Source organism: Psychrobacter sp. M9-54-1 (genome assembly GCF_016613355.1).
Taxonomy (GTDB): domain Bacteria; phylum Pseudomonadota; class Gammaproteobacteria; order Pseudomonadales; family Moraxellaceae; genus Psychrobacter; species Psychrobacter faecalis.
The window spans coordinates 67,328-94,049 of sequence record NZ_JADGFW010000012.1; the positions used below are offsets into that span (position 1 = coordinate 67,328).

Sequence of the window (26,722 nt, forward strand, 5' to 3'; positions counted from 1 at the left end):
ATAGGAAATAAATATGAAACACCAGCCTTCAACTCTAGCGCGCCACTCATCGGGGATACCGCCTGCTGCTGCGTCAAATGCGCCGCTGTGTTCGGCTAAATTTGCTCATCCTACTCATATAAATCCCATGGATAACCCTCGTGTTTATTTTACGCGTACGGCACTATTTCGGGCATTGACCACCAGTTTGGTTGGTTTTGGGGTCAGTGTTGCTATCGCGCCTAGTGCTTTTGCCGCCACTGATTCAAATAATAATACGGCCAATAATGCAAGCAGCAGCCAACTTATCAAAAATAGTGGCAATGATGCGACCACTGCACAGCCGCAACGACAATCGCAGCTACCAACGCCAAAACCGCCTTCCAATTCTTCGGCTCAGTCCTCGTCTAAACGAGCACTTTCTAAAGATGCTTATGAAGACAGCCAGCTTGATATTGCTTTGGACGCCTTACGTCTAAAAAAAGCCGTTGAAGAAGGTATTATCGATCAATCGGTATTGGATGATTATAGCGAGCAGAACTTAGGTATTAAAAATCCTAACAAAAACGCCACCGCGCAAGCAAATAATACGGATAAGTCCCAGTTATCAAATAATGATATCGATAGTATTAATGACTTTGCTAGTGCTATCGGTAATGGCATAGATAGTATAGGCAACAACCAAGCATTTGACAGCAATGAAAACTTAGAGCAGCAAGTTAATAGCGTGCAGCAACAAGGCTATCAGATGATGACGCCTGACGAGATTGATCGCGAGCTGGCGGCGATGGATAAGCAAAACGCTCAAGATATCGGCAATATCACTCAAAGTAATGCCGTTAATAATATCGATGGCATGCGTTATGACGACAATGACTTTCAAGCTTTAGATGGCGCATTTGATGCGCCTGTTGCAAGGTTAGACGATAGCACGCCGCCAATTGGGCTCGATGTGAGTTTAGATGCTACCAATTTACCAGCACCAAGCAATCTTGAAACCTTGGGTAGAAATGAGGCCGCTGCTAAGCAGGCGGAGACAGATGATGTGATGTCGCGTCCTATTGACGTCAGCGATTCGGTTGCTAGTGGCACTGGCGATAGCGTGACTAGTGTGGACATGGATAGTGGTATAGAAAATGCCCAGTCGGACAGCATCAATCCTGATGATTATTTGCCTAACTATGAAAACGATGTCAATGCGGTAAAAGAAAGTATCGAACAAGCGGCGAAACCCAAACCGATAGCACGTAATAAAAAAGGCAATATTGTTAAGCGCCTTTATAATCGCTTTTTTAATGGTGGCGTTGTCACCCTACCGCATGTTGAGACGACCATTTATTTGCAACAAGCTGCCGCAGATAATTTAAACGATAATAGCAAAAACAACGCTCAAAACAGTACAAGGAATGCTAAACCAAAATTAACCAAAGCCGATGATGATATTCAGCCCTTTAAGAATATCAAAGCCGCTATTGATGACACTACCTTGCAATCTGTGGTTGATTTCACTGCTGCGCTGCCACGTCTACGACAAAGCGCCTTAGATGCCGCCAAAGCTGTCGGTTACTATGATGTGACCCTACGTTTGCGCCAACCAACTACCGATACCATTGATGTCATTATTGAAAAGTTAGGTGAGCCGGTACGCGTGGATAGCCGCATTGTTGACATTCGCGGCGAGGGCAGCGAGCAAGAAGAGTTTGCCAAGCTGGAAAAAGACCTACCGCCACAAGAAGGTGATATTTTTAATCACCGCGTTTATAAAGACAGCAAAGCGGCGCTTGAGTCGCTCAGCAATACCTATGGTTACTTTGATCAATATTGGCTAAACAAATCGGTCGATATTATCTTGCCGGACAATACCGCCGATGTGTCGCTGGTTTATAACACTGGTGATCGTTACCAGTTTGATGAAGTGGTATTTTTTACTTATGATGAAGCGTCGGGTACGCTGACGCGCGACCCTGAAAAGCTGCCCGTTGAATTGTCCTTGTTAAAGCAGCTGGTCGGCTTTGAAGAAGGCGAGCCATTTTATCGTCCGGCCGTGACCAAGTTTAGTAACGATTTATCGGCGACCCGTTATTTTAATACTGTTAACGTCGAGACGATTTTGCCGCCAGACGAGCGCACAGAAAGCAGTACTTTAGCCTTTGATAATACGCCTAATAGCAGTAGTACTGAGACTACCGATGATGACTTCGATAGCAATAATATCGAGCAAGATGAGGCAGTCAAAGCCGAAAAAGACGCTGAGCGTTACGCTACCAGCGGTGAGACGGTCAATCCAGCCGATATCGCTGCCATCGAGTTTGAAGCCGATGAAGAAACCTTGAGTAAACTGCAAGCCATTAGACAAAAAGCTGAACGTTTAAGCCGTCTGCCGGATGATCGCGTCTTGGATGAAAAAGACCAAAAAGCCACTAGTATTTTGGGTAAAATCAGCGACTCTATCAGTAATGTCGCACAAAAAATATTCCCTGATGAAGAAAATATCCTTGCCGATGAAAACTTCGTCCCGCCAACGCTTGCTGGACGCAAAACCCCGCAGGATGTGTTAGAAAACAAAAAAGTGCCGCTGTACGTCTTTGTTTCGGCAAACAAACCACGTGATGCCCAAGTCGGTCTCGGTTATGGTACCGATACTGGGGTGCGCGCCACTGCCAAGATAGATTATAATCTGATCAATCGTAAAGGCTATCAAGCAGGGGCAGAAACCGAAGTTTCGCGCATTACCAAAAATGTCGCCGTGTATGGCAGTCGACCATGGAAGCATCCGCTAAATGATAAGTTGGATGCCCGTTTGACCTATGAAGAAGAGGTTATCGATCAAGGCGAAGGTAATTTTGACTTATCTACCCGAACCTTAAAAGCAGCATTGGCGCGTAATATCCGCCGTGAAAATGGCTGGGATCGTAGCTACTCTCTGCGCTACCGTTTAGATGAGTTAGAAACTGGCGTCGATGAGGAAGAATTAGACAATTTGCCAGTGCGCTTTACTTCCTCGAAACCGACGCAGCACGCTTTGTTATTTGGTTATGGTATGAGCAAAACAGACGTCGATAATGCTGCCAATCCTACCCGCGGGTTCCGTCAGTATTATGCGCTTGAAGCAGGTTCAGAAAGTCTGCTAAGTGATACCGATATGGCAATTTTACGCGCGGGTGTGAGCGGTCTTTATAGCTTCGGGGCTGACGATAAACACCAAGTGCTGGGCAGTTTAAATACCGGTTATATTTGGGCGGATGATTTTTACGAAGTGCCTTATAAACTGCGCTTCTTTGCTGGCGGCGATCAAAGTATTCGCGGTTATGATTACGAAAGCCTATCACCGATTGAGAAAGGCTATCTCACCGGCGGACAAATCCTCGCAGTCGGCAGCGCGGAATATAACTATGAGTTTAGACCAGGTTTCCGCGGCGCAGTCTTTACCGATGTCGGTAATGCCTATGACAAAGATTTTGAAACCGATACCAAAGTTGGCGTCGGCGTCGGTATCCGCTGGGCGTCGCCGGTTGGTGTGGTACGTGTCGATGTTGCTGCTGGCGTGACGGAAGATAGCATCCCTGTTAGACTGCATCTGTTTATCGGGTCGCCTTTATAAATGGCTGCTATAAGTACGCCTAACACGAGTGCTTATAGCAGTCTTGATAAAAACGCAAAAACCGCCTTATTTTTCATTCTAGCGCTTGCTGGTAATCCTTCTTTAACATAGCTGAGTGTCATGTTGACCAAAAATACCCCGCCAAATAAGCCCTCGGATAAAGATCCAGCACAGCGCGATGCCCGCGCTGTTAGACGTTGGTTTCCCCTGTCTTTTTTGCTCAAATTAACGGTTCTTATTTTGATTGTACTGGCGATTATGTTCGCCATATTTTTATATGCGGTCGGTACTGAGTCAGGCACAAAATTCATTTTAGAAAAAATCAGTGCCGAGACGGGGGTTAAGTTTAAATACGGTCGGGGTAATCTGCGCGATGGTATTTGGGTCAGCGATATCGATATCAACGCTACCGAAGACCTTGAGATATTGGTCGATAAAGCTTATGTCAAAATAGGCTGGCGCGCGGTATTTGCCAAAGAAGTGCATCTGCGTGATGCCGACATTCAAACCATTGAGATTATCAATAATAAACCACCTACGGGCGAGCCGTTTGATTATCGAACGCTTAGCTTGCCAGTCAATTTGCGCTTTGATCAAGCAAAAATAAAAACCATTATTTATAAACAAGTCACCAAAGACCCTATCGTTGTGCATGATATCGAAGCGCGAGATTTGACTTGGGTTGGTAGCGTGGTGAACGTCGGGCGCGGCAAATTGCAGTATGCGGATATTGTAAAAGTCAGCGCTTTAAAAGGTCAGGCAGATTTACAAGGCGACTATCCTTTAGATTTGAGCGGAATTGTCGAGGTAAGTGCGTTAGAAAAAGCCTATATCGACCCTTTAAATATCTCCGCAACCGGTACGCTAAAACGTACCGTTGGTAAAGTCCGTAGCCGTTATAACGACAGCGATGTCAGCGGTGATTTCGTGGTGCAGGGCCTAGATGAAGGTTCGCCGTTTCAAGCGAAACTTAAATGGGACGATATTTTAATTCCTTATGCCGATAGCCAAAATATCCACCTAAAAAGCGGCATGGCGACCGCGTCGGGCGTCATCTCGGAGATACGTCTGCGTATCAATACCGAGCTGACCGCTAAAGATATCCCATCGGGTCACTATCAAGGTCGCGGTATTATCGCCAACAGTCAGCTGCGCGTTGATCGTTTGGATGCGCAAGTACCAGCAGGCAATTTGACATTGCAAGGTATTTTGGACTGGAAAGAGAGTTTTGATGCGGTAGTCCGCGCCACGGGCAGTAATTTTGATATTCGTCAGGCGATTTCAGATGAATATGCCGACTTTAAACCCTATGCGCCGCAAAAGCTCAATGGTCGCTTATCGGTACATTATCAGCATAAAAATAAAAATGGCAATCTAGAGATGGATGCAGATTTGCGTCAGCGCGATGGCGAGCATCTCAATGCCAACATCGTGCGCGGCAAAACGCCTGCTCGTGGTCGCAGCGCCAATGCTAAGCAAGTCACGCCTTGGTATATCGACGCCAAGTGGCAAAATTTGGTACGCCGCAATTTGCCTAATATCGGTAATGTCGACAGTCCAAGCGGACAAGCCAATGTTATTATCCGCGGCTCGAATTTATCGGTCGATGGCAAAGCGGTAATTAATGAGTTAAATGTCGCCCCTAAAGGCAACTACGATGTGCGCGTGCGTAAAGCCGGCGACGTGATTAATATCAACCGTCTTAATTACAAAGGTATAGTAGGCGACCTATCTGGTACAGGGCAGATTCAACTGGCCAGTAAAAAACGCCCGCTAACGTGGCAAATTGATGCGCGTACCAATGGCTTATTACCCAAAAAATATCGTAGTGACTTACCGCTTGAGCGCTTAACAGGGCATATCAATGCGCGCGGGCGCATGCTCAATATCAGTAAAAACCGTGTCAAAGGTCAGCGCCATATTATTAGCTTTACTAATACCGATTTAAAAGCAAACCTCGATGCCAGCCAAGATAGCCGCGCTATTGGTATCACGGGCAGCGGTGATGCTAGCGTCGATATTATCGGCGGCGAGCTGTCTGTTTTTGATGCCCGTTTTGATGGTCATATTGATACCGCTGACGTACCAAAGGGCAGCTTATCGATTGATGCTGCTGGTACGCCAAAGCTGATTCGTATTCGTAAACTCAACTATAACGGTGAAGCCGGCGCAGTAAAAGCGAACGGTGTCATTGACTTACGTCAAAACATTGGCTGGACAGTCGATGGCCGCTTTGATAAATTTAACCTCGGCTATTTTTTACCCAATAACGCTGCCATTATCACCGGTGATTTAAAAACCAGCGGCGTGTGGCAAACGCCGCCAAAGAACCAAGCCAATACTAATGCTAACGCAAAGGGTAAGCTGAAAAACTTTGCGGTGAAATTTGATGGTGTATTAGATGCTGAGCAACTGCCAGCCGGTAAACTTAGCATTGACGCCAGTGGTGACGCGCAGCTGATTCGTATCAAGCGTTTCCGCCATGTCGGCGCCGCAGGTAGTATCGATGCCAATGGTACGGTCGATGTGCGTAAAGGTATCGCTTGGGATGTCAAAGCGGTGATGAATCGCTTTAACTTGGGTTATTTCTTTAAAGATATCCCAAGTACCATCACTGGCACTATTGATACCGATGGGCGCTGGGGTGACAATCAGCAAATCGTTAATATCAAACAAGTTAACCTAAGTGGCGTGCTAAAAGGCCAGCCGCTCAGTGCCAAAGGTAGTTTGGCGGCGAAGCTGCGCCTACCAAAAGACTTGGGCAGTTATTTTAAACGCTTACAAGCACAGGATGCACAAGCACAGTATCAGCAAGTTAATGCGCTAATCGATAGCTTAAATGCCAATAATTTGGTGCTACGTTGGGGCGACAATTATCTTACTGCTAATGGCAATGCTAAGCAGCTACAAGCTAAGATTAATATCACCAGTCTTGACCAGCTATCAGATAAGCTTGCTGGTAAAGTGACGGGAGGCGCAACCTTGTCGCAGCCGGAAGGACAGGCGCTGCCCACGATTTATATCGACTTGGTTGGTGAGCGACTAGCGCTACCGGGCTTTATTTTGCGTCAAGGTCGTATCCGCGGTAAGCTGGTCAATTTGGCCAATAGCCCAAGCCAGCTTATTATTAGCGCCGAAGGTTTGGATGCGGCAGGTCAGAGCTTTAAAAAGGTCAATGCCACTTTTAATGGCACTGAGCAGGCGCATGTGGTCAATATTGAAGTGGCAAATGATGAGCTTGCTATCACCGCTCGACTCAAGGGTGGCTTTAATCGCGATAAGCTCAGTTGGTCAGGCGTGATTGGTAAAGGGCGTATCAAATCAAAATATGCGACGTTAAACCAACTACAACCTGCACAATTAATTGTCAATTTACCCAAAAAGCAGGGTAATAATTCTACTGACTTAAAAGTGCAGCTTGCCGCCCACTGTTGGCAGGCGACCGACCAAACGGGCAAGCTGTGTTTGCGTGAGAATCTCATTGCTTCACCAGCGGCAGGTCAAGTCAATGTAGCGGTACAAAACTTGGATACTTCGCTGTTTTCCGTATTCTTACCCAAGGATATTGATTGGCAAGCGAAAATTAATGGTAAAGCCATCGTCGGTTGGCAACGTGGTCGTCCGCCAACGATTAATACCACGCTGTACTCTGATAACGGCAAAATCGGTCTCATCCAAGATGGCGATAGTCAGCCGGTTACCTTGCCTTATAAGCGCGTGTCGGTCATTGCTTTATCGGTCCCTGAAGGCATCAAACTGCGCACGGATATCAATACTGGTCGCGGTGCGCGTGGCTATGCTGAGGTTATCGTTGACCCTTATAAAACACCGAAACCTATCTCGGGTGCGCTGGTGCTCAATGAGCTGAATTTGGCAGTGTTTAAGCCTTTCTTCCCCGGTATGCGCGTGCTCGAAGGTAATATCACTATGGCAGGTGGTTTGGGTGGGACGCTCGATAAACCGCAGTTTTATGGCGATGTGAAATTGGCTGATGGCCGTATTGCGATGCTCGATTTACCAATCAATTTAAGAAAGGTCAATGTCGATGCCAAAATTCGTGGTACGCAGGCGAATATCGACGGCACTTTTAATAGTGGTACCGGTACGGGCAAGCTGACTGGTACGGTAAATTGGCAACAAAAACTGCAAGCTAAGCTCAGCATTATTGGCGAGCGTTTGGTATTGACCCAGCCGCCATTATTGTTGGCTGAGATTAACCCTGATATCGACATTATCGTGCGTCCGGGTGACCGTTATGTCAATATTACTGGCGCGGTCAGTGTGCCGTCAGCGACCATTCGTCCACCAGAAGCTAGTGAAGATATCATTACCCAAACCGAAGATGCGGTGGTTCTTGATCGCCGTTTGATTGGTAATATTGATGAGGTTTTAGCGATTTCAAAACCTTGGTCAATCAATGCCGATATCGGTATTGACTTGGGCGATGACATCAATTTCCGCGGTTTTGGTGCAGTGATTCCGTTAGCAGGGGCGATTAATGTGACCCAAAATGGCACAGGCGTTATGCGCGCCAAAGGCGTCGTGCAGGTTTCTCGCCGTACCAATGTCAATATTTTTGGTCAGAGCTTAGAGCTGAATTACGGTCAGGTGCGTTTTAATGGCGACGTGATGAAACCAAATCTGAGCATTGAGGCGGTGAAAACCATCAGCGGTAAGACCGTCGGCGTACGCGTTAAAGGCAATACAGAAAATCCAAATATTATCGTCTTTAACAATGCTGGCTTAACCCAGCAGCAAGCGATGAATGCCTTGATAACGGGCCGTATTAATAATAAGAGCGCGACACAAATCAGTGAGCAAGGCTTTAAATCGCAGGTGACCAATAACCTTGCGGCGGCGGGACTAAGCTTTGGGCTGAGTGGCACGCGCAATCTGACCAACCAGATAGGTCAAGCGTTTGGCTTCCAAAGCCTAACCGTTGATGCGTCAGGCAGCAGTGATGACACCAACGTTAACGTTACTGGTTATGTAACCCCTGATTTGTATATTCGCTACGGCGTGGGGGTGTTTAATGCACAAAATAGCCTATCTATCCGTTATCAGCTAACGCGCCGCATTTATGTCGAAGCAACTTCAGCGGCGGAAAACGCGGTCGATGTGGTTTATAGTTGGCAGTTCTAAGCACTTAAGCTTTTAATAGCCTTACTATACTGTCGATTTTTAAGTCGCTTGTTAGTGGTTCATTTAATGCAATAAAAAACGCCTTTATTAAAAGGCGTTTTTTTATGCGGTGAGCAGTTGATTTATTTGGTCAAAATTAAGCGGTTATTGCGCGTTAAGCGTAAGCGATATTCTTCGCCTTCGTGCTCGATACGCACTTCTTTGGTTAGCGCAAATAGGTGCTGCGACTGTAGCGTAGGCAAACGGTTTTCGCGGCAGTTTAAATAACGAGAGATGACCATGCTCATAGTAAATTCCTTTTGATAAAATAATTAGAGATAAGGCAGTGGGGTAAAGTAAGTTATTAACGATAATAATTATCATTTACATTGAAGGCTTTTGCAAGCTATTTGATAAAATAAATCACAGTTATTATGTAAACTTATATAAAGCAGCATTTACAAACGCTATAAATCAAAACAGTCGTACCATTATAAAGGGCAATAGAATGAGCAGTCATTTAGAGAATTCAAGCAAAAATTTGTTCGCTAAAAATGAGGCAAGTGCTCCTAAACCGCTAAAAATCGTCAATGTTGCGGTGGCGGTCATTTATTATCAGCATCAGTATTTGCTCGGTTTTAGAAATGCATCGCAGCATCAAGGTAATCGTTATGAGTTTGTAGGCGGCAAGATAGATACTAATGAAACCGCTCAGCAAGCGCTGATACGCGAAGTCGCTGAAGAGACGGGCATTGATATCGAGAATAATACTGCGGTAAAACTTGGTCGGCTGCATCATGACTATGGCGATAAGCAGGTTTGCTTACAGGTTTACAAGGTAGCACTAAGTGCGCAGCAGTATGAACAGCATAGACATTGCCAGCAGGGATTGGAGGGTCAAGCATTAACTTGGGTAGATAAATCGAAGTTATTGGCAGGAGATTATCAACTGCCAGCCGCTAATAAAACCATTCTTGCATGGTTGCGCTTACCACAACAGATAGCAATTACTTATCCATTGGCACACTTCAACGACGCGGCTGATCCAGCAGCAGCTTGGCTACAGTTTCATGCAGCGCATTTGGCGCATGATGCTTGGGTTTATGTCCGTCCAAAAGCTATGGATGCAGATAATAATATAGCGCAGTTATTACGCTTGCGTGCAGATATACAGGCGATTGTACCAGCTGAATTTGAAAGCGACCAAGCACATAAGCAAGCTATAAACCATCAAATCGTCGCAAAGCAGTTAACCCAGACGCAGCTTATGCGCAGGGTAAGTGATATTGATAACGATATTCACCAAGATAAAAATGCATTTCACGACGTTCTATCTACAAACCATTTATTAAACTATCCATTAATCATTAGCTGCCACGACGCCCAAAGTATCGCTGCCGCTAATAAGTTGGCGCATAGACGTTTAGAGCAGCAATTGCCGCCGGTTATCGGTATTTTTCTATCACCAGTTTTAGCAACCCAAACCCATCCTGATACCGAGCCACTTGGCTGGCAAGCGTGGTCAATATTAGCAGAATTAGCAGATATGCCAGTGATTGGCTTAGGTGGTTTATCGCCAGCAATGAGGGCTCAAGCAGAGCAGTATGGCGGCATTGCTGTTGCTGGCATTCGTCAGTTTTTGCGGTAATTTTTAAGATGGTATTTATAGTATTTGAGAGTATATTTTAGGCCAATAATTGACCAAAATATGAAAGGTAAATCAAAAACTGAAAGCAAATGTAAGGCCATACAAGTATAGGGTTTAATGGGGGGCAAACCACTGATTTTAAATCTATTTTTACACAAGGTAACTATGTATTGCTTGTATGGCGTAAATACAGAATTACTTACAAACCGTTGCGTTTTCCTACATTGCTACACTGTTTTGCTTAGCCCTTTGCCATTACTATAAACCTGAAAATTACCAAAGGGCGCAGAATCAGTTTGTTAAGGGCGATTCATCTAGCAACTTTTTATCCAATCACTTGCTATTTAACCAATTGCTATCCAACCACTTCTTATCTATCGTAATTTTATTCATCACAGCGCCACTGAAAGGTATAGTAAATATAAGTAATCCAGTATTTAATTTTCACTCATCTGTCTTTTGTATTTAAAGTAATTGTTGAGCATTATCTATACTGAGTCAATCGCTATAAAATTTGATAAATGAAAATTTTAACTAACACTATTAATAAATGGTACTCCTATGAAAACCAATAAGTTACCTAAGTCAGCCTGGCCTGATTCGCAGGCAGCTGGTTCTCAATCACAGCAGACTGAATCAAGTCAGCATTACCTTGATAAAAACTATTTAAAAAAAGGTTATCGTAAGACAGATAATACGTCACAATCGAGTAATGCCAGCAACGACGCCAGCTATCACAACGATAGCGCCAACGACATGTCAGTAGACGATGTCGCTCTAAATACCTTGGCAACAGATAATGAATTTGGCTATAAAAAGAGTGGACAAAACGCGCCTATAGCCGCCACGCCTGCATTGATTCAGAAAAGCAATCACCGCCAAGATAAAGATAATACAAGTTTTAAAAGCACTCAAGATTTGCAAAGCCGCAGTTTTCAAGATGGCGGCGGATACAAAAAAGCGCTTGCTTATAAAAAAGTACAAAAAACTACTGACCTCAATACTTCCGATATCAATATTGACAGTGAAATTAACAGCTCAGCGAAAAGCTTAATTGAAAGTAATAACTTCAATAAGTCAATTACTGCTGAAACTGTTGATATAGACGACGTCAATGAAGATATGGGTTTACCAACAATACCAGAGCGTATATTTATGAATGGACTTATTAAGCATACAGGTATTGCCTTAGCGATTATTATTCCATTGGCTGCGTTCTCAGCCTATGCAGCGACGACGCCCGTCAATACCGCGGCTAAAGCTGGGGTGACAGCGAACGCAACGACGGATAAAACCAGCACAGAGACGTTATCCATTAAGCCAAATGCAATTATCCATAAATCTGCTAGCGTACCAACCACAGTTAATAGCGTTGATCTAAAAAAATACGCTGGTACTTGGTACGAGATAGGGCGCTTGCCGATGTATTTTCAGCGCAACTGTGCCAGTGATGTGACGGCGACTTATATTGAAAAAACTGACGGTTCAGGCATTAAAGTGATTAATCAATGCAAAGCACAAGATGGTTCAGCCATTACTGCAGAAGGTTTAGCAAAACCCGCTGATGCTTCGGGTAGTAAATTGAAAGTTACTTTTTTACCGTCATGGATTCGCTGGTTGCCTGTTGGCCGCGCAGATTATTGGGTGCTTGCTCGTGATACAGATTACAAAACGGCATTGGTTGGCACGCCAGATAAAGAATATTTATGGTTACTGGCTCGTTCGCCAAATGTTAGCCAAGAAACTTATGCAAAATATCGCCAAATTGCCCAAAAGCAGGGCTACGATTTAAAAGAATTTAAACTTACCCCGCAGACCAATCAGACAGTAAAGTTGGTTCCTTAAGCTTTTTATCACCATACATGGCATAACCATATAAGTATTTTATAATTGTCCTATTTTTGCATAGGTTATTATTAATTGACAATAGAGCAGCAGTGTAAGCTGCCTTTATTTTTATCAAGCAACTTATAAAGCTATGAAAAACGCGATAAGTACGTCAAATTCGGTTATCACTAGCAAAATAGGGCGTTTTAGGCTAAAATCTACCTTATCTAAAGACGGTGACGATAAAGACTGTGACGCTAGTTAGTGATAGTTACTATTGCCAATTACTACTGCCAAAGTCGAGCATGACCGTTTTAATATCATTATTTAAGTAATGATGACCTATCTATTTATATTTCTTTCTACTTTACAGCTATCTAATTACTGACCAAAAGGATGTTTCTCGTGAGCAACGCTGATACCTTACGCCAATTACATCAAGACCATTTGAGCAATTATAACCAACAAGAGCAACAAGCCATTGAGCTTATGGGCTTATTAAATAAGCTTTATAATGAGCAAGATGTGCAAGTGACTTTGTTTGGTGATACGCTAGATACAACCTCTGTGGGTCAAATACTGGCATTGCATCAAAAAGTCGCGCTACGTGATAAAGGTGCTAAACCTATCGCTGTCGCGGATACTTTAGCGATGGTTAAAACGCTTGCAGAGAATAAAGACATCCAAGCGGCGCGTATCGATGTTGGTCAATTAATTGCTAATGACAGTGATTTACAAGCGGCATTACAGTCTATTAACGACAATAACGCTGCAAGCAATGGCGCAACAGACGTGGTGCTGTATGGTTTTGGCCGTATTGGTCGAATTTTAACGCGTCTATTGTTGTCACAAGCGTCAAGCGCTAAAGGCTTACAGCTAAAAGCCATTGTGGTGCGTCCAGCAGCAGCGGGTGATCTGGCTAAGCGTGCTTCATTGCTGGAGCGCGATTCAATCCATGGTAGTTTCGCTGGTGGCGTCGTTGTCGATGATGAAAACAATGGTTTGATCATCAATGGCCGCTTTGTACAAGTGATTTATGCCAAAGACCCAAGCGAGATTGACTATACGGCTTATGGTATCAACGATGCATTAGTTATTGATAATACCGGTATTTGGAAAGATGAAGACGGTCTTGGCAAGCATTTGCAATCGACTGGTGTGAAAAAAGTATTGCTAACGGCTCCTGCTGGCGGTGATATTAAAAACGTCGTTTATGGGGTCAATAACGATACGATCGGCGATGACACTATCGTCAGTGCAGCGAGCTGTACCACTAACGCGATTACCCCAACGCTCAAAGTTTTAAATGATGAGTACGGTATCGAGAATGGACACGTAGAAACCATTCACTCGTTCACCAACGATCAAAACTTAATTGATAACTATCATAAAGCCGATCGCCGCGGGCGCAGTGCAGTATTGAATATGGTTATCACCAGTACTGGCGCGGCAAAAGCAGTTGGTAAAGCCCTACCAGAGCTTAGCGGTAAATTGACGGGTAATGCGATTCGTGTACCAACGCCAAACGTCAGCTTAGCGATTTTGAACTTAAACCTTAAAACGGCGCCAGCCAGTGCCGATGCGTTAAATGAGTTCATGCGTAAAGTGTCTAATAGCAGTCAGTGGCAAACTCAGATCGCTTATACAGATTCTGCCGAAGCGGTATCAACTGATTTTGTTGGTGATACGCATGTCGGTATCGTCGATGCGCAAGCGACTATTTTGACAGACAATCATGCTATCGTTTATATTTGGTACGATAACGAAGTCGGCTATAGCACGCAGGTATTACGTTTGGCCACGCAAATGGCTGGCATCAGCTATGCGCAAATTCCAGCGTAAAAATTTGCACAGCTGCTATCTTAGCCGTTTGTATTTAGATAAAATGCTAAGGCAAAATAGCGGGACGAAAGTAAGTTTTATCCTAGATAAATCGGTGTAAATTATTAACGGCAGTATTCAAACACCCGATAGTCCGAATGGTTATCGGGTGTTGTTGTCATGCTAAATGCTAAGCGTGGTATGACATTTTAGTAAATGCTGTTTTAAAGAAGATTTTATATTTTTTTAAGTTATTCATAACTACCAAACATATAGCTACCACCTAAAATACAGTCGTGGACTGTAGCCAGTTGATAAGCTGGATGGTAAATAAAGGAACGTAAGATGCGATTTATTGATGAAGCCGTCGTAACGGTAAAAGCAGGTGACGGTGGTAACGGAATCGCCAGTTTTCGCCGAGAAAAGTATGTCCCACGCGGTGGCCCTGACGGTGGCGATGGCGGTAAGGGCGGCGATGTCTATGTCATTGCCGATGACAATACCAACACCTTAGTTGACTACCGTTATACCCGTCGTTATGACGCCATGCGCGGTGAAAACGGTCATAGTAAGAACTGTTCGGGTAAAGGCTCTGACGATATTTATTTGCCGGTTCCTATTGGTACGACCGTGGTTGATACCGAAACCGACGAAGTATTAGGCGATTTGATTGAAATTGGTCAAACGCTACTGATTGCCAAAGGCGGCGACGGCGGTCTGGGTAATACCCATTTTAAAAGCTCAACCAATCAAGCACCGCGCAAAGCCACTTCAGGTTTTGAAGGCGAGTTAAAGGTGCTGAAGTTTGAGCTAAAAGTAGTCGCTGACGTTGGTCTGATTGGTTTACCTAACGCGGGTAAATCAACCTTTATCCGTCAGGTATCTGCCGCCAAACCTAAGGTTGCCGATTATCCCTTTACCACCTTAGTGCCAAACTTAGGCGTGGTTGATATCGGTCGTCACCGCTCATTTGTGATGGCAGATATTCCGGGTTTAATCGAAGGCGCGTCAGAAGGCGCAGGACTTGGCATTCGTTTTTTAAAGCATGTCGCTCGTACACGCCGTCTGTTACACTTGGTTGATGTAAAACCGATCGATGGCAGCGACCCAGTAGAAAACGCGCGCGTGATTTTAAATGAGCTTGAGCGTTTTTCACCTGAATTGGCCAATTTGCCACAGATTTTGGTGCTAAATAAAATTGATCAGGTTGCCGAAGAAGACTTAAACGAGCTTTGTACCCATATTGTGGCTGAGCTTGGTTGGACAGGTATGGTATTTCGTACCGCAACCTTGACCGGTGAAGGCGTTGATGCGATTAAGTACCATTTGATGAATGAGATCGAGCGCGAGCGTGAGCGTGAACTCGAAGATCCGATTTTTGCTGAAGCCCAAAAAGAGCGTTTTGAGCGCTTAGAAGCAGAAGTTCGTTTGAATACCGAAGCGCAGCGTGAAGCCTATCGTGCGGCTCGTAAAGCAGCGCGTGAAGGTACCAATTTAGACGACGATGACGATTTCGACGATGGCGTCGAAGTGGTATACGTTCCTTAATATATCTAAGGTTAAATTGGCAAAAGTTAATGTTTCGTTTTTTAAATAGGTGTGCGTACAGTTCTAATATTATTCACGTAATTCATTTACCCTAGCAACAGGAGTTTATATGGCAGTTGACATAGAGAACACGACAGAAGAAGCAAGGTTTGTTAAGCAAGCTCGCAACTTTGATATTCGGCGCGTTATTGTCAAGATTGGCTCATCGCTATTAACCAATAATGGACGAGGGCTTGATCGAACTGCCATTTACGAATGGGCAAAGCAGATTGCCAAACTGCATAAGCAAGGTGTGGAAGTATTGCTAGTGTCGTCAGGTGCGGTTGCTGAAGGCGTGGTGCGGATGAATCTGGACGAGCGCCCAAGGAAACTGGCGGCGCTACAAGCTTGTGCGTCCATCGGACAGATGGGCTTGATTGAAACCTGGTGGTCAGCATTGATTCAGCATGGTATTCAAAGCTCGCAGCTGTTATTAACTCATGATGATTTGTCTAATCGTAGTCGCTATTTAAATACCACCGGAGCATTGACGCAGTTATTAGAATGGCGCGTACTGCCCGTGATTAATGAAAACGATACCATAACCATTGATGAGATTAAGTTCGGCGATAATGACACCTTGGGCGCGATGGCAGCGGCGATGGTCAATGCCGATTTATACATTATTTTGACCGATCAAGAAGGCGTCTTTACTGATAATCCACGTAACAATCCGAATGCCAAAATGATTCGCCAAGAGCGCGCGATGGCCGATTACTTATTTGATATCGCCGGTGACGGCGGCAAACTTGGCCGCGGCGGTATGCTGACGAAAATTCGTGCTGGACGCTTGGCTGCCATGGGCGGCTGTCCAACGGTTATTGTTAGTGGCGCTATCGACGATGTGATTACGCGGGTGGTATCTGGCGAAGCCGTTGGTACGTTATTGACTACTAATGATGCCGATAAAATCATTGCTCGTAAACAATGGCTAGCAGCGCATTTGCGCATGTCAGGCACGCTTATTGTGGACGCTGGGGCTGCAAAAGCGGTTGTCGAACATCACAAGAGCTTATTGCCAGTTGGCGTCGTCGAGGTCCGCGGTGATTTTGATGAAGGTGATGTGGTAGAGGTTGTCCATCAAGACACGGGCGAGCGTATCGCAGTCGGTCAAGTAAATTTCTCATCGCGTGACGCTTGCCGCGTGGCTCGCGAGCGTACAGAGCAGTTTGATAGAATCCTTGGTAACAAGGAAGAGCGCGTGGTCATGGTACATCGCGACAATTTAGCGTTAACCGTGTAGTTATACCCCTTTAATCGGTAGGTGTTCTCAAAGCTTAATAGTAAATGGCATTTAATATAAAGAAGCTGATATCAAATGATTATGAAGCTTTTTAGAATTAAATGCCGCTATCTATGCGTTATAAGCGTTTATTAATCTTTTCTTTCACTTATTTTATCTTGCCCTGTTATTTATTTTATTGAATATAGGGCTGTTTTGGAGAGTTGTACATGAGTGCTTCAGACAGTAACAATGCGCTTGAGCAGAACTTTGCGCCTTTAAAAAACGATAGATTGCTACGAGCACTCCGCTTTGAGCCCATAGATACCACGCCAGTATGGATGATGCGCCAAGCTGGTCGTTATTTACCAGAATATAAAGCCACTCGCGCTGAAGCCGGTGACTTTATGAGCCTATGTAAAGATACGGCGCGTGCGACCGAAGTCACTTTGCAGCCGCTGCGTCGTTATGATTTAGATGCCGCGATTTTATTCAGTGATATTTTGACCATTCCTGATGCCATGGGGCTAGGACTGTATTTTGAAACGGGCGAGGGTCCGAAGTTTAAGCATCCGATTCGTACGCAAGCGGATTTAGACAGATTGCCGGTGCTCGATATGAATGACTCGCTTGATTATGTCATGCGCGCGGTGACGAGCATTCGTAAAGCACTAAACGGACAAGTGCCGTTATTTGGCTTTTCGGGTAGCCCTTGGACGCTAGCGACTTATATGATTGAAGGCGGCAGCTCAAAAGATTATCGCTATACAAAAGGTTTCTTATATAGCAATCCGGAGTTTTTACATCAATTATTAGATAAATTGGCAACGTCAGTGATTGATTATTTGGATGCGCAAGTGGTTGCTGGCGCACAAATTTTGCAGATATTTGACAGCTGGGGTGGGGCGCTTGGTCATCGTCAGTTTGTGAATTTCTCGCATGCCTATAATAAGCGTATTGTCGCTGAGCTAAAGGTACGTCATCCAGAAATCCCAGTCGTACTATTTACCAAAGGCGGTGGATTGTGGCTTGATGTGCAAGCGGATAGTGAGGCCGATGCGCTAGGTCTAGACTGGACGATGCCTATAGATCGCGCCCGTCAAGTATTGACAGAAAGTCAGCGCCAATTGACCAAGCAACATAAAAAGCTACAAAGCAGCAAAGCCATTCAGGGTAATTTAGACCCCGCAACCTTGTACGGCTCGCCTGCAACTATCCGTGCTGAAGTCAATGCGATGCTCGATAGCGCTTACGCCAGTGGCGAAAAAACCGGCTATGTGGCAAACTTAGGTCACGGTATTACCCAGTGGGTCAATCCTGATAATGCCAAAGTCTTTATCGATGCGGTACATGATTATAAAATTTAAGTTATAAAATTTAATATCGTTAATTATTAAAAAATCAACGTTTAAAAGCGCTAGTAACAGCGCTTATATTTAGAAGCGACAAGGTTTAACTTTGATGTAGAGCTTATCTCTATCTAAATATTTACGCATTAAAAGAAAAAGGAATATCTTATGATTTCAGCAGCGATTGTCGGCGGCACAGGCTATACAGGTATTGAGCTGATTCGCTTATTGTCTGCCCACCCTGAAGTGTCTATTGATTTGCTAACCTCGCGTAGCGAAGCTGGCACCCGCGCTGATGAGATATTCCCAAGTTTACGCGGTATCTCAGATATCGTCTTTAGCGACTTGGGCGATGAGACACTTGCTACCTTACAAAAATGCGACGTGGTGTTTTTTGCCACCCCGCATGGCGTGGCGATGAAGCAAGCTGAGGCGTTAACGGCAGCGGGCGTCAAGGTCATTGACTTGGCGGCGGATTTTCGCTTGCAATCATTAGCAGATTTTGAGCACTGGTATCAGCAAGCGCATGCCTGTCCTGAATTGTTAAAGACCGCCGTTTATGGCTTACCTGAAATCAATCGTGAAAAATTGGCCAATGCGTTAGTTGTCGGTAACCCTGGCTGCTACCCAACTACCGCTATTTTGGGCTTAAAACCTATTATCGATGCGCAAAATCAGCAAGCCGAAAGGCTGGTTGAGTCGCGTATCGTTATCGATGCAAAATCTGGCGTTTCGGGCGCGGGTCGGCAAGCGAAGCTCGCGCTTAACTATGCGGAAACCACCGATAATTTTAAAGCGTATAGCGTTGAAGGTCATCGGCATTTACCAGAGATTGAGCAGGGTGTTGCTCAATTATTAGAAAGTCAGTTTGACCATCGTATCCGTTTTTTACCGCATCTGGTGCCAATGATACGCGGCATGCTGAGCTCTATTCATTTAGAGCTTACCGAAGCAGGCACTGCTATCGATTGGCAGCAAGTATTTGAGAGAAGCTATGCGGCAGAGCCGTTTGTCGATGTGATGCCAAAGGGGCTTTATCCCGATACGCGCAGCGTGCGAGCCAGTAATCGTTTGCGTATTGGTATTCACCAAGACAATGCGCGTGCTGAGCTGACGGTGATTGTTGTGCAAGACAATTTGGTGAAAGGTGCTGCTGGGCAGGCCGTGCAAAATATGAATGTGATGTTTGGTTTCGATGAATCGATGGGCTTAGACTTTGCCCCTATCGTTCCTTAACAGATGTCTAGCCATTAACAAATCCCACATATTTATGGTGCTAGGTATTGATTATAAATTCCGCTATAATAACCTGCCTTTATTGTTAAGAGATATCGTCTAAATGCGTTTGAAGAGTGCACCACGCCTTTGCCAACAGCCTGCACGAGTATTGTGCCAAGACTCTGTTTCCTATGATGTGGGGCACGATGCGCATCTCTCTTATTCTCATTACCAACAGAGTAATGCGCTGATAAATAGCTCGCTTATTAGTAATAAGCAACGAGGCGCTTCCACCTTAGTATTGGCATTATTCGTGGTGACGGTATTGGTGACCGCTGGAGTTGGACTCGCATTTGGCCATAAACTTGGCTATCAGCGCGGCTATTATTCTATGCAGGCAGAAACTCAGCAAGCGGTAATTACCAGTAAAGAAGCCACGCAAGAACTAAAAGATTTACGCCTTAGTAGCAAAATTGCGACCAATGAAGCAGCTACTGCTAAGCAAGAGTTAGAAATAAGTTTGGCAAATTTAAAAGAGCTACGTGAAAACCAACAGGAATTGACGGTTGAAAATAAACAACTAGCCCAGCTTAATGAGGTATATGCCGAGCTTGTTAGCGAAAATGGCGGTATGCCTTTACAAATATTTGGGGCGAAAATCAAACCTTTGCCTGAAAACGCTTTTGAGTACGGCTTTGATGTGGCTATGCTGGCCAGCGACGGCAAAGCTAAGCGCTTAAAACCTACTTTAACCTTACTGAATGATAATGACTTTGTAGAAGTGCCGCTTGAGCCGGCAAGTTATACCATCGATGGGATAACGCGTATTCGTGGCCGCTTTATGATGCCAACAGGCTTTAAACCTTTGCAGGTTAAACTAAGCTTAAATGCTGGCGGACAAGAATTGGAGCAATTATACGACTGGAAGCTTGGTGATAAGGTTGATAGCATGCCGTTGTCACTTTTAGATTTGCCAGAAGTCGATGAAAGCCCTATCGAGCCTTAAGTTTTTGATATTTTATTGAACTTTATTTTATTGCACTTTATTTTGTTGAACCTTAGATTTTTAATGTGTTAATACTTTCGTGTCTTATGCTAAGTGATAGCTAGACAGGTCTGCTACTCTTTTTTAATCCTCTTTATGCTGATACAGCATCGCTATTAATTTGTACGCTAATTATGATAAAACAACCGATATTACATTCAACGCCAACCGTTGCTGATTGGCATTTCCCAAATACGCCGCTGCGTCTGGCGCAAGATGGTGATACCGAGGGCGAAACTTCACCGCAAGCCGATGTATTGGTCGCTGAGCCAGAAGTGGCAAAACCGCCGATGTATGCAGTGGTCATGTATAACGATAACTACACGCCGATGGAGTTTGTCGTCTATGTGCTGCAATCAGAGTTTCGTCATAGTATGGATACGGCGGTTGAAATTATGCTGACCATTCATAATAGTAGCAAGGGTATTGCCGGCATTTATCCAAAGGACATTGCTGAAACCAAAGCCAAAAAAGTCAATAGCTTGGCGCACCGTGAAGGCTATCCTTTATTGACTCAAATCGAGCCGCATCAGGGTGAGTAATTTTTTAGCCTATTTTGTCTTAAGTTTTCTCTAATTTCGGTTGATTCTACTCACCTTTTTATTTCTTACCTTTTTATTTATTACAAGAACTCTGCCGTAGAGCAAACCTGATGTATTAGCCAATGGTTTGCTCTAATCTATTTATCTACTTGATTCCTGCCTTTTTAAATTTATTGTCACTCCTTTAATTCTCTTTTATCAATCTTCCTAGCTTTGCATTTTCTGCTTGATTTTTTTTTCATATCACCCATATATTAAAGTATACCCTTGTACACCTAATCGTATTAAGCCCCACATTTTTTCATATCGTTTTAGCACCTTTTATCTCTGTTATATTCAACCGTGAATTTTAAAAATAGCCGCTCGAAGTACTTTATTGTCTATTTGTCGCTTTAATACTGCACAATAAATACTGCGCAATAAAGGTCTAGTGGACACTTCGATACATTTTAGTCAGCGTTAAAAGATTGACTATGGTTAAGTATCATGTTGAGATAAAGGTAAGACGCAAATAGTATTCAAGCCATGGAAGACATCATTCAATAATATGCAGTAATGTCTGTTAATAATCCCAACATTGCCCTTGAACAATCCATCTATCGCCCTGATTTAGTTACTAACTCATTCATAAAGCTATCAATAATAAGATAGGTACAACCGTAGGAAGTCCTTATGTTAAGTCGTCATCTTGAAGTTTCTTTGCGTTTAGCAATGACACTTGCGCGCCAAAAATCGCATGAGTATCTCACTGTTGAACATCTGCTATTGGCGTTATTGGAAAATACCAATGCTGCCAATACGTTGACTGCTTGCAATGCCAATGTCTCAACGTTGCGTAGTGAGCTAGAAGCTTATATCAATAAGCATACGCCAACCGTGGACGCAGATTCTGAACAATCACCACAACCCACCCAAAGCTTTGACCGCATTTTACAGCGTGCTATTTTCCACGTGCAGTCTATTGGTGGCGGGCGTTTAGTGGAAGGTTCTGATATTTTGGTATCGATGTTCTCAGAGCATGATACTTATGCCGTTTATTTGCTTAAAAAACAGGGAATCAGCCGCCTTGAGCTGACCCAGTATTTATCACATGGTCAAGACAAAGACGAGCCATCTGAGCCACGTGCGTCGATGACAGGTGAGCGCCGTAGTGCGTCAGAAAAAACCAGTAAAGATCCTTTGGTTGAATTTGCAACTAACTTAAACCAACGCGCCGCTGAAGGCAAAACCGACCCACTCATTGGTCGTGGCCCTGAGATTGAGCGTGCTGCACAAGTGCTATGTCGCCGTCGTAAAAATAACCCGCTACTGGTCGGTGAGCCGGGCGTGGGTAAGACTTCAATTGCTGAAGGTTTGGCGTGGTTGATTATCAATGATAAAGCGCCAAAACCGCTTAATGGCTGCGTGATTTATAGCCTAGATATCGGCTCATTAATCGCTGGCACTAAGTACCGCGGTGATTTTGAAAAACGGATGAAATCACTACTTGATGCGTTAAAGAAAAAGCCCAATGCGATTTTGTTTATCGATGAGATTCATATGATTATTGGCGCAGGCTCGTCAATGAGTAGCAATATGGACGTCTCAAACTTAATCAAACCAGCGCTTGCCAATGGTGAGCTGCGCTGTATTGGTTCGACAACCTTTACTGAGTATCGTCAGGTGTTTGAAAAAGATCATGCATTGTCACGCCGTTTCCAAAAGATTGACGTCAAAGAACCAAGTGTCGATGACAGTATCGATATTTTACGTGGGTTGAAACCGCGTTATGAAGAGTTCCATAACGTCGAATATACCGACGAAGCCTTGGTCACTGCTGTGCAATTATCGGCGAAACACATTCATGAGCGCTTTTTACCCGATAAAGCCATCGATGTTATCGATGAAGCGGGTGCTTATAAGCGTTTGGGCATAGTCGCGGATTTGGACGATATTGATGCTGAAGAAAGCTTTATTGCCAATTTAGAACAAGACTTTGATGCGCAAATCGATGCCGATGAAGAAGGTCTTGGGGGTGATGCTGACGATGACAGCCTTGATGAAACAAGGACTGCTAACGAAATGCAAGAAGAAGCAAATACGGCAAAAGCCAATGATAAAGCCAATGGATCTAAGAAATCTAAAGGCAAACGCGCACCGATAAAAATCGATGTTGCTGATATCGAAGCCATCATTGCTAAGCTGGCGCGTATTCCGCCCAAATCCGTATCAAGTGATGATAAGAGCATTCTTGAGCATTTAGATCGTGATCTTAAACACTTAGTATTTGGTCAAGATGAAGCGATTGAAACCTTGGCGGATGCGATTAAACTGTCGCGTGCCGGTCTAAAAGCACCAGACAAACCAATTGGCTCGTTTATGTTTGCTGGTCCAACCGGGGTTGGTAAAACAGAAGTATCGCGTCAATTAGCAAACTTATTGGGTGTTGAGTTGGTTCGCTTTGATATGTCGGAGTACATGGAAGCGCATACTGCCTCACGTCTGATTGGTGCGCCTCCTGGTTATGTTGGTTATGATCAAGGTGGTTTGCTGACTGAAAAAATCAATCAGCATCCGCATTGCGTGTTGTTACTTGATGAAATCGAAAAAGCACACCCTGATGTCTTTAACTTGTTATTACAAGTGATGGATCATGGTACGTTGACTGACAACAACGGCCGCGTGGCTATCTTTAAGCAAGTGATCGTCATTATGACGACCAACGTCGGCGCTGAAAGTATCAGCCGCTCTTCGATGGGCTTTACCCAACAAGACCACAGCCGTGACAATACCGAAGCGCTCAAACGTGTCTTTACGCCTGAGTTCCGTAACCGTTTGGATGCGATTATTCAGTTCAACGCGTTAGATACGTCGGTTGTGGTTTCTGTGGTCGATAAGTTCTTGGTTGAGCTACAAGTACAGCTCGATGACAAGCAAGTCACGCTCGAGATTGACGATGAAGTCCGTGATTACTTGGCGGAAAAAGGCTATGATCGCCTCATGGGTGCGCGTCCTATGCAGCGCCTTATTCAAGACGAGATTAAAAAACCACTCGCAAGTATGATTTTGTTTGGCGACTTGGTAAACGGCGGGATTGTACATTTAAGCTTAGAGCCCAAAGAAGCCAATGAGCAAGACGGTGATACTGTTAAGCTTGATAAAAATGGCGGTAAATCTTCGGATAAAGGGTCAGCCGACAGTCGTATTATCTTAACGGTCGTTGAAACCCATGAGCCCCATCCAGATTCTGAGTCACTAGCTAGCTAAGTTTTTACTATTGATATAATAACAACGGTTACGGTGTTATAAAAACGGTTACAATGGTAGCCGTTTTTTTATTGCTATAATTTATTGAATGACCGTATTTCTTATACTCCTATAAAAAATAAAAAAGGACCTATCATGGAATTGTTTGATGAAAAATCTACGAAAACCGAGGCCCAAAAACAAGCGATTCTGGACAATGTGCGCTTACCGGACGACTGGAAACAAGCCTTAGCAGAAGAATTGACCTCTGATAATATGGATAACTTGCGCGCTTTTTTAAAAGAAGCTTATCAATCAGATGATAGTATTTATCCGCCAGCGCCCTTAATGTTTAATGCATTAAATCTAACGCCGTTATCGCAGGTGAAGGTGGTGATACTGGGTCAAGACCCTTATCATGGACCAGGGCAAGCGATGGGTTTATCGTTTTCAGTACCAAAAGCCATACCAAAACCGCCGTCTTTAAATAATGTACTAAAAGAGATGGCGAGTGACATCGGAATCGCTCCTTCAAAACATGGCGATCTGACTTATTGGGCGCAGCAAGGGGTGCTATTGCTCAATAGTTCTTTGACGGTTAAAGAAAGCGAGCCTAATAGCCATCAAAATAAAGGTTGGGAGCAGTTTACCGACGCCGTGATTGACGTGGTCAATGAACAAACAGAGCATACGGTATTTATATTGTGGGGCAGTAAAGCGCAGAAAAAAGGCAAATATATCAATACCGATAAACATTTGATTCTGACCGCTGTCCATCCATCGCCGTTGGCTGCCAACCGCGGCGGGTTTTTTGGTTCTAAGCCGTTTTCTAAGACCAATGATTATCTAATACAACATGGCCAAAAACCGATTGACTGGCAATTGCCACAGTAAATGAGAAATATACAGAATATAAGCTTGCAGCCATTTCAGACAATTAACTACCAACTTGCTACAGATGAACTTTGGGCAGTCGAAGATATCAACTGGATGCAAAAAGCCCTTAATCTTGCTAAGCAAGGCGCTGCACGTGAAGAAGTGCCTGTAGGAGCGATACTGGTACACAATCAGCAGATTATAGGTCAAGGTTTTAATGAGCCGATTGGACGCCATGACGCAACCGCGCATGCAGAGATTATCGCGTTAAGGGATGCCTGCAGGCGTTTAAACAATTATCGCTTGCCGCTTCAGACAACGTTATATGTGACTTTAGAGCCGTGCACTATGTGTATTGGCGCGCTGATTCATGCTCGTGTCGATAGACTTATCTATGCAGCAAGCGAGCCGAGGGCTGGTATGGTTGGTAGTCAAATGAACTTGGCTGCCGAGTCTTTTTATAATCATCGTATTCAAGTGCATAAAGGCTTGTGCCGTGAGCATAGCAGTCAAATGCTAAAGGCTTTTTTTCGTGAACGTCGGCAAGCGTCCAAACGAAAAAAAAGATAAAAAAACCGTTCAAATGATTAACAAGATATTGTTCTCACTGCTAGTGATAGGGTGTTATGTTTGCTATACTATTGCACTATTTGCTTACGAATCTGTCTATTACCGTGCAAGCGTTTGATAGTGCAGGGAAATTCTTTGTTTACCACGATGTCAGCTTTGCCGACGATTAAGTGAGTGTTATGTCTGCTTGTACACTTGATACTAATGACAATAGTGAGACGCCGTCATTGCGCTATCCGGTTATCTGTATTGATGGTCCAAGTGGGGCAGGTAAAGGCACGGTTACGTGGCGCTTAGCGCAAACCTTGGGCTATCAGCTGCTTGATTCAGGGGCATTATATCGCATCGTTGGTCTAAAGGCGTTTGAAGCAGGTCTGATTACAGCAGATGCCAGCCAAGCGATTGATGAGACTGCGTTATTAGAATTGACCCAAAGCTTACAGATCGTTTTTGAGCCCAATAGCGATTCAGGGCGCGTGGATATCATTGTCAATGGCACTAAGATTGGCGAGCAAGTACGTAACGAAACCGTTGGCGGTTATGCTTCACAAGTCGCAGTTTATCCAAAGGTGCGTCAAGCGCTGCTTAAATTGCAGCAAGACATGGCAACCCAATCAGGATTGGTCGCTGATGGTCGCGACATGGGTACGGTAGTTTTTCCTGATGCCGATGTAAAGGTCTATCTGACCGCAAGCGCTACCGCTCGTGCAGAACGCCGCGTCTCACAGCTATTAAAGGCTGGACAGGCGGCCGACTTTGACGCGATTCTGGCAACGATTAAAGCGCGAGATGAGCGTGATGAAAACCGAGCAACGGCACCGTCAAAACCGGCTGAAGATGCACTGGTTTTAGATAGTTCAAACCTAGACGCTAATGCAGTCTATGAGCTGGTAAAAAAACATTGTCAGGACAAGGGTATTAGTTTTAATCGTTAATAAAAACAACATTTTAAGTACTAAAAGGTTTCCTATGGCTTCCATTTTAGTATAAAATTGTATAAATATAAGTAAGACAGTCGTTGCTAGTGAGTTCGCTACAAAATCGCTTATTAGCAACAACCGTTTTTTTTATATGACTGCATAAGATATAAA

15 protein-coding genes and 2 pseudogenes are annotated in these 26,722 nt (G+C 44.3%); 16 read left to right on the forward strand and 1 reads right to left on the reverse strand.

Annotated elements, in window-relative coordinates:
- The first annotated feature begins 13 nt into the window (after positions 1 to 13).
- Together IQ457_RS05910 and IQ457_RS05915 are read left to right on the forward strand one after the other, a co-directional pair.
- Positions 14 to 3,580: an autotransporter assembly complex protein TamA gene (locus IQ457_RS05910; RefSeq protein WP_200662447.1), complete on the forward strand. Its 3,567-nt coding sequence runs from the start codon at positions 14 to 16 to the stop codon at positions 3,578 to 3,580.
- A 120-nt stretch (positions 3,581 to 3,700) separates the two neighbouring features.
- Positions 3,701 to 8,722, forward strand: coding sequence for a translocation/assembly module TamB domain-containing protein (locus IQ457_RS05915; RefSeq protein WP_200662448.1), 5,022 nt, complete (start codon positions 3,701 to 3,703; stop codon positions 8,720 to 8,722).
- Positions 8,723 to 8,844: 122 nt separating this feature from the next.
- Here the strand turns inward: IQ457_RS05915 and hemP are convergent, their stop codons facing one another.
- The gene (hemP, locus tag IQ457_RS05920; protein ID WP_227672156.1) at positions 8,845 to 9,003 is read right to left on the reverse strand and encodes a hemin uptake protein HemP; all 159 of its coding nucleotides are present in this window, start codon (positions 9,001 to 9,003) and stop codon (positions 8,845 to 8,847) included.
- A gap of 206 nt (positions 9,004 to 9,209) precedes the next feature.
- On the opposite strand from hemP, the gene IQ457_RS05925 reads away from it, so the two are divergent.
- From IQ457_RS05925 to cmk, 14 genes and pseudogenes are all read left to right on the forward strand, one after another.
- Complete coding sequence (locus tag IQ457_RS05925) at positions 9,210 to 10,349, forward strand: NUDIX domain-containing protein (RefSeq protein WP_200662449.1); 1,140 nt, start codon at positions 9,210 to 9,212, stop codon at positions 10,347 to 10,349.
- Between the two features lie 561 nt (positions 10,350 to 10,910).
- Complete coding sequence (locus IQ457_RS05930) at positions 10,911 to 12,194, forward strand: lipocalin family protein (protein WP_200662450.1); 1,284 nt, start codon at positions 10,911 to 10,913, stop codon at positions 12,192 to 12,194.
- 378 nt (positions 12,195 to 12,572) lie between these two features.
- Entirely contained in the window at positions 12,573 to 14,018 is a 1,446-nt protein-coding gene (locus IQ457_RS05935; RefSeq protein ID WP_200662451.1) for a glyceraldehyde-3-phosphate dehydrogenase, read from the forward strand.
- A gap of 324 nt (positions 14,019 to 14,342) precedes the next feature.
- Positions 14,343 to 15,545, forward strand: coding sequence for an Obg family GTPase CgtA (gene cgtA / locus IQ457_RS05940; RefSeq protein ID WP_068404524.1), 1,203 nt, complete (start codon positions 14,343 to 14,345; stop codon positions 15,543 to 15,545).
- A gap of 109 nt (positions 15,546 to 15,654) precedes the next feature.
- On the forward strand, positions 15,655 to 16,827 hold the full coding sequence (gene proB, locus IQ457_RS05945) for a glutamate 5-kinase (RefSeq protein ID WP_200662452.1): 1,173 nt from the start codon (positions 15,655 to 15,657) through the stop codon (positions 16,825 to 16,827).
- Between the two features lie 209 nt (positions 16,828 to 17,036).
- The gene (hemE, locus tag IQ457_RS05950; protein WP_200662453.1) at positions 17,037 to 18,173 is read left to right on the forward strand and encodes a uroporphyrinogen decarboxylase; all 1,137 of its coding nucleotides are present in this window, start codon (positions 17,037 to 17,039) and stop codon (positions 18,171 to 18,173) included.
- A gap of 150 nt (positions 18,174 to 18,323) precedes the next feature.
- Positions 18,324 to 19,391, forward strand: coding sequence for an N-acetyl-gamma-glutamyl-phosphate reductase (gene argC, locus IQ457_RS05955; RefSeq protein ID WP_200662454.1), 1,068 nt, complete (start codon positions 18,324 to 18,326; stop codon positions 19,389 to 19,391).
- Between the two features lie 103 nt (positions 19,392 to 19,494).
- Positions 19,495 to 20,379: a hypothetical protein gene (locus IQ457_RS05960; protein WP_200662455.1), complete on the forward strand. Its 885-nt coding sequence runs from the start codon at positions 19,495 to 19,497 to the stop codon at positions 20,377 to 20,379.
- A 173-nt stretch (positions 20,380 to 20,552) separates the two neighbouring features.
- A complete protein-coding gene (locus tag IQ457_RS05965) occupies positions 20,553 to 20,960 on the forward strand; it encodes an ATP-dependent Clp protease adaptor ClpS (protein WP_068404516.1) in 408 nt (135 codons plus the stop codon).
- A 711-nt stretch (positions 20,961 to 21,671) separates the two neighbouring features.
- A pseudogene (locus IQ457_RS13725) lies at positions 21,672 to 21,758 on the forward strand (Clp protease N-terminal domain-containing protein); the annotation flags it as partial.
- A gap of 396 nt (positions 21,759 to 22,154) precedes the next feature.
- A pseudogene (locus IQ457_RS05970) lies at positions 22,155 to 24,206 on the forward strand (AAA family ATPase); the annotation flags it as partial.
- Positions 24,207 to 24,341: 135 nt separating this feature from the next.
- Entirely contained in the window at positions 24,342 to 25,079 is a 738-nt protein-coding gene (locus tag IQ457_RS05975; RefSeq protein ID WP_200662457.1) for a uracil-DNA glycosylase, read from the forward strand.
- A complete protein-coding gene (gene tadA / locus IQ457_RS05980; protein WP_200662458.1) occupies positions 25,080 to 25,631 on the forward strand; it encodes a tRNA adenosine(34) deaminase TadA in 552 nt (183 codons plus the stop codon).
- A gap of 179 nt (positions 25,632 to 25,810) precedes the next feature.
- Positions 25,811 to 26,566, forward strand: a complete 756-nt coding sequence (cmk, locus tag IQ457_RS05985) for a (d)CMP kinase (RefSeq protein ID WP_200662459.1) — start codon at positions 25,811 to 25,813, stop codon at positions 26,564 to 26,566.
- Positions 26,567 to 26,722: the final 156 nt, after the last annotated feature.

Bases quoted from the DNA above. Each gene is read 5' to 3' on its own strand.
- hemP (WP_227672156.1), bottom strand. From the start codon at position 9,003: ATGGTCATCTCTCGTTATTTAAACTGCCGCGAAAACCGTTTGCCTACG.
- IQ457_RS05975 (WP_200662457.1), top strand. From the start codon at position 24,342: ATGGAATTGTTTGATGAAAAATCTACGAAAACCGAGGCCCAAAAACAA.
- hemE (WP_200662453.1), top strand. From the start codon at position 17,037: ATGAGTGCTTCAGACAGTAACAATGCGCTTGAGCAGAACTTTGCGCCT.
- proB (WP_200662452.1), top strand. From the start codon at position 15,655: ATGGCAGTTGACATAGAGAACACGACAGAAGAAGCAAGGTTTGTTAAG.
- IQ457_RS05930 (WP_200662450.1), top strand. From the start codon at position 10,911: ATGAAAACCAATAAGTTACCTAAGTCAGCCTGGCCTGATTCGCAGGCA.
- IQ457_RS05910 (WP_200662447.1), top strand. From the start codon at position 14: ATGAAACACCAGCCTTCAACTCTAGCGCGCCACTCATCGGGGATACCG.
- cgtA (WP_068404524.1), top strand. From the start codon at position 14,343: ATGCGATTTATTGATGAAGCCGTCGTAACGGTAAAAGCAGGTGACGGT.
- IQ457_RS05965 (WP_068404516.1), top strand. From the start codon at position 20,553: ATGATAAAACAACCGATATTACATTCAACGCCAACCGTTGCTGATTGG.
- IQ457_RS05935 (WP_200662451.1), top strand. From the start codon at position 12,573: ATGTTTCTCGTGAGCAACGCTGATACCTTACGCCAATTACATCAAGAC.
- cmk (WP_200662459.1), top strand. From the start codon at position 25,811: ATGTCTGCTTGTACACTTGATACTAATGACAATAGTGAGACGCCGTCA.
- IQ457_RS05960 (WP_200662455.1), top strand. From the start codon at position 19,495: ATGCGTTTGAAGAGTGCACCACGCCTTTGCCAACAGCCTGCACGAGTA.
- argC (WP_200662454.1), top strand. From the start codon at position 18,324: ATGATTTCAGCAGCGATTGTCGGCGGCACAGGCTATACAGGTATTGAG.
- IQ457_RS05925 (WP_200662449.1), top strand. From the start codon at position 9,210: ATGAGCAGTCATTTAGAGAATTCAAGCAAAAATTTGTTCGCTAAAAAT.
- tadA (WP_200662458.1), top strand. From the start codon at position 25,080: ATGAGAAATATACAGAATATAAGCTTGCAGCCATTTCAGACAATTAAC.
- IQ457_RS05915 (WP_200662448.1), top strand. From the start codon at position 3,701: ATGTTGACCAAAAATACCCCGCCAAATAAGCCCTCGGATAAAGATCCA.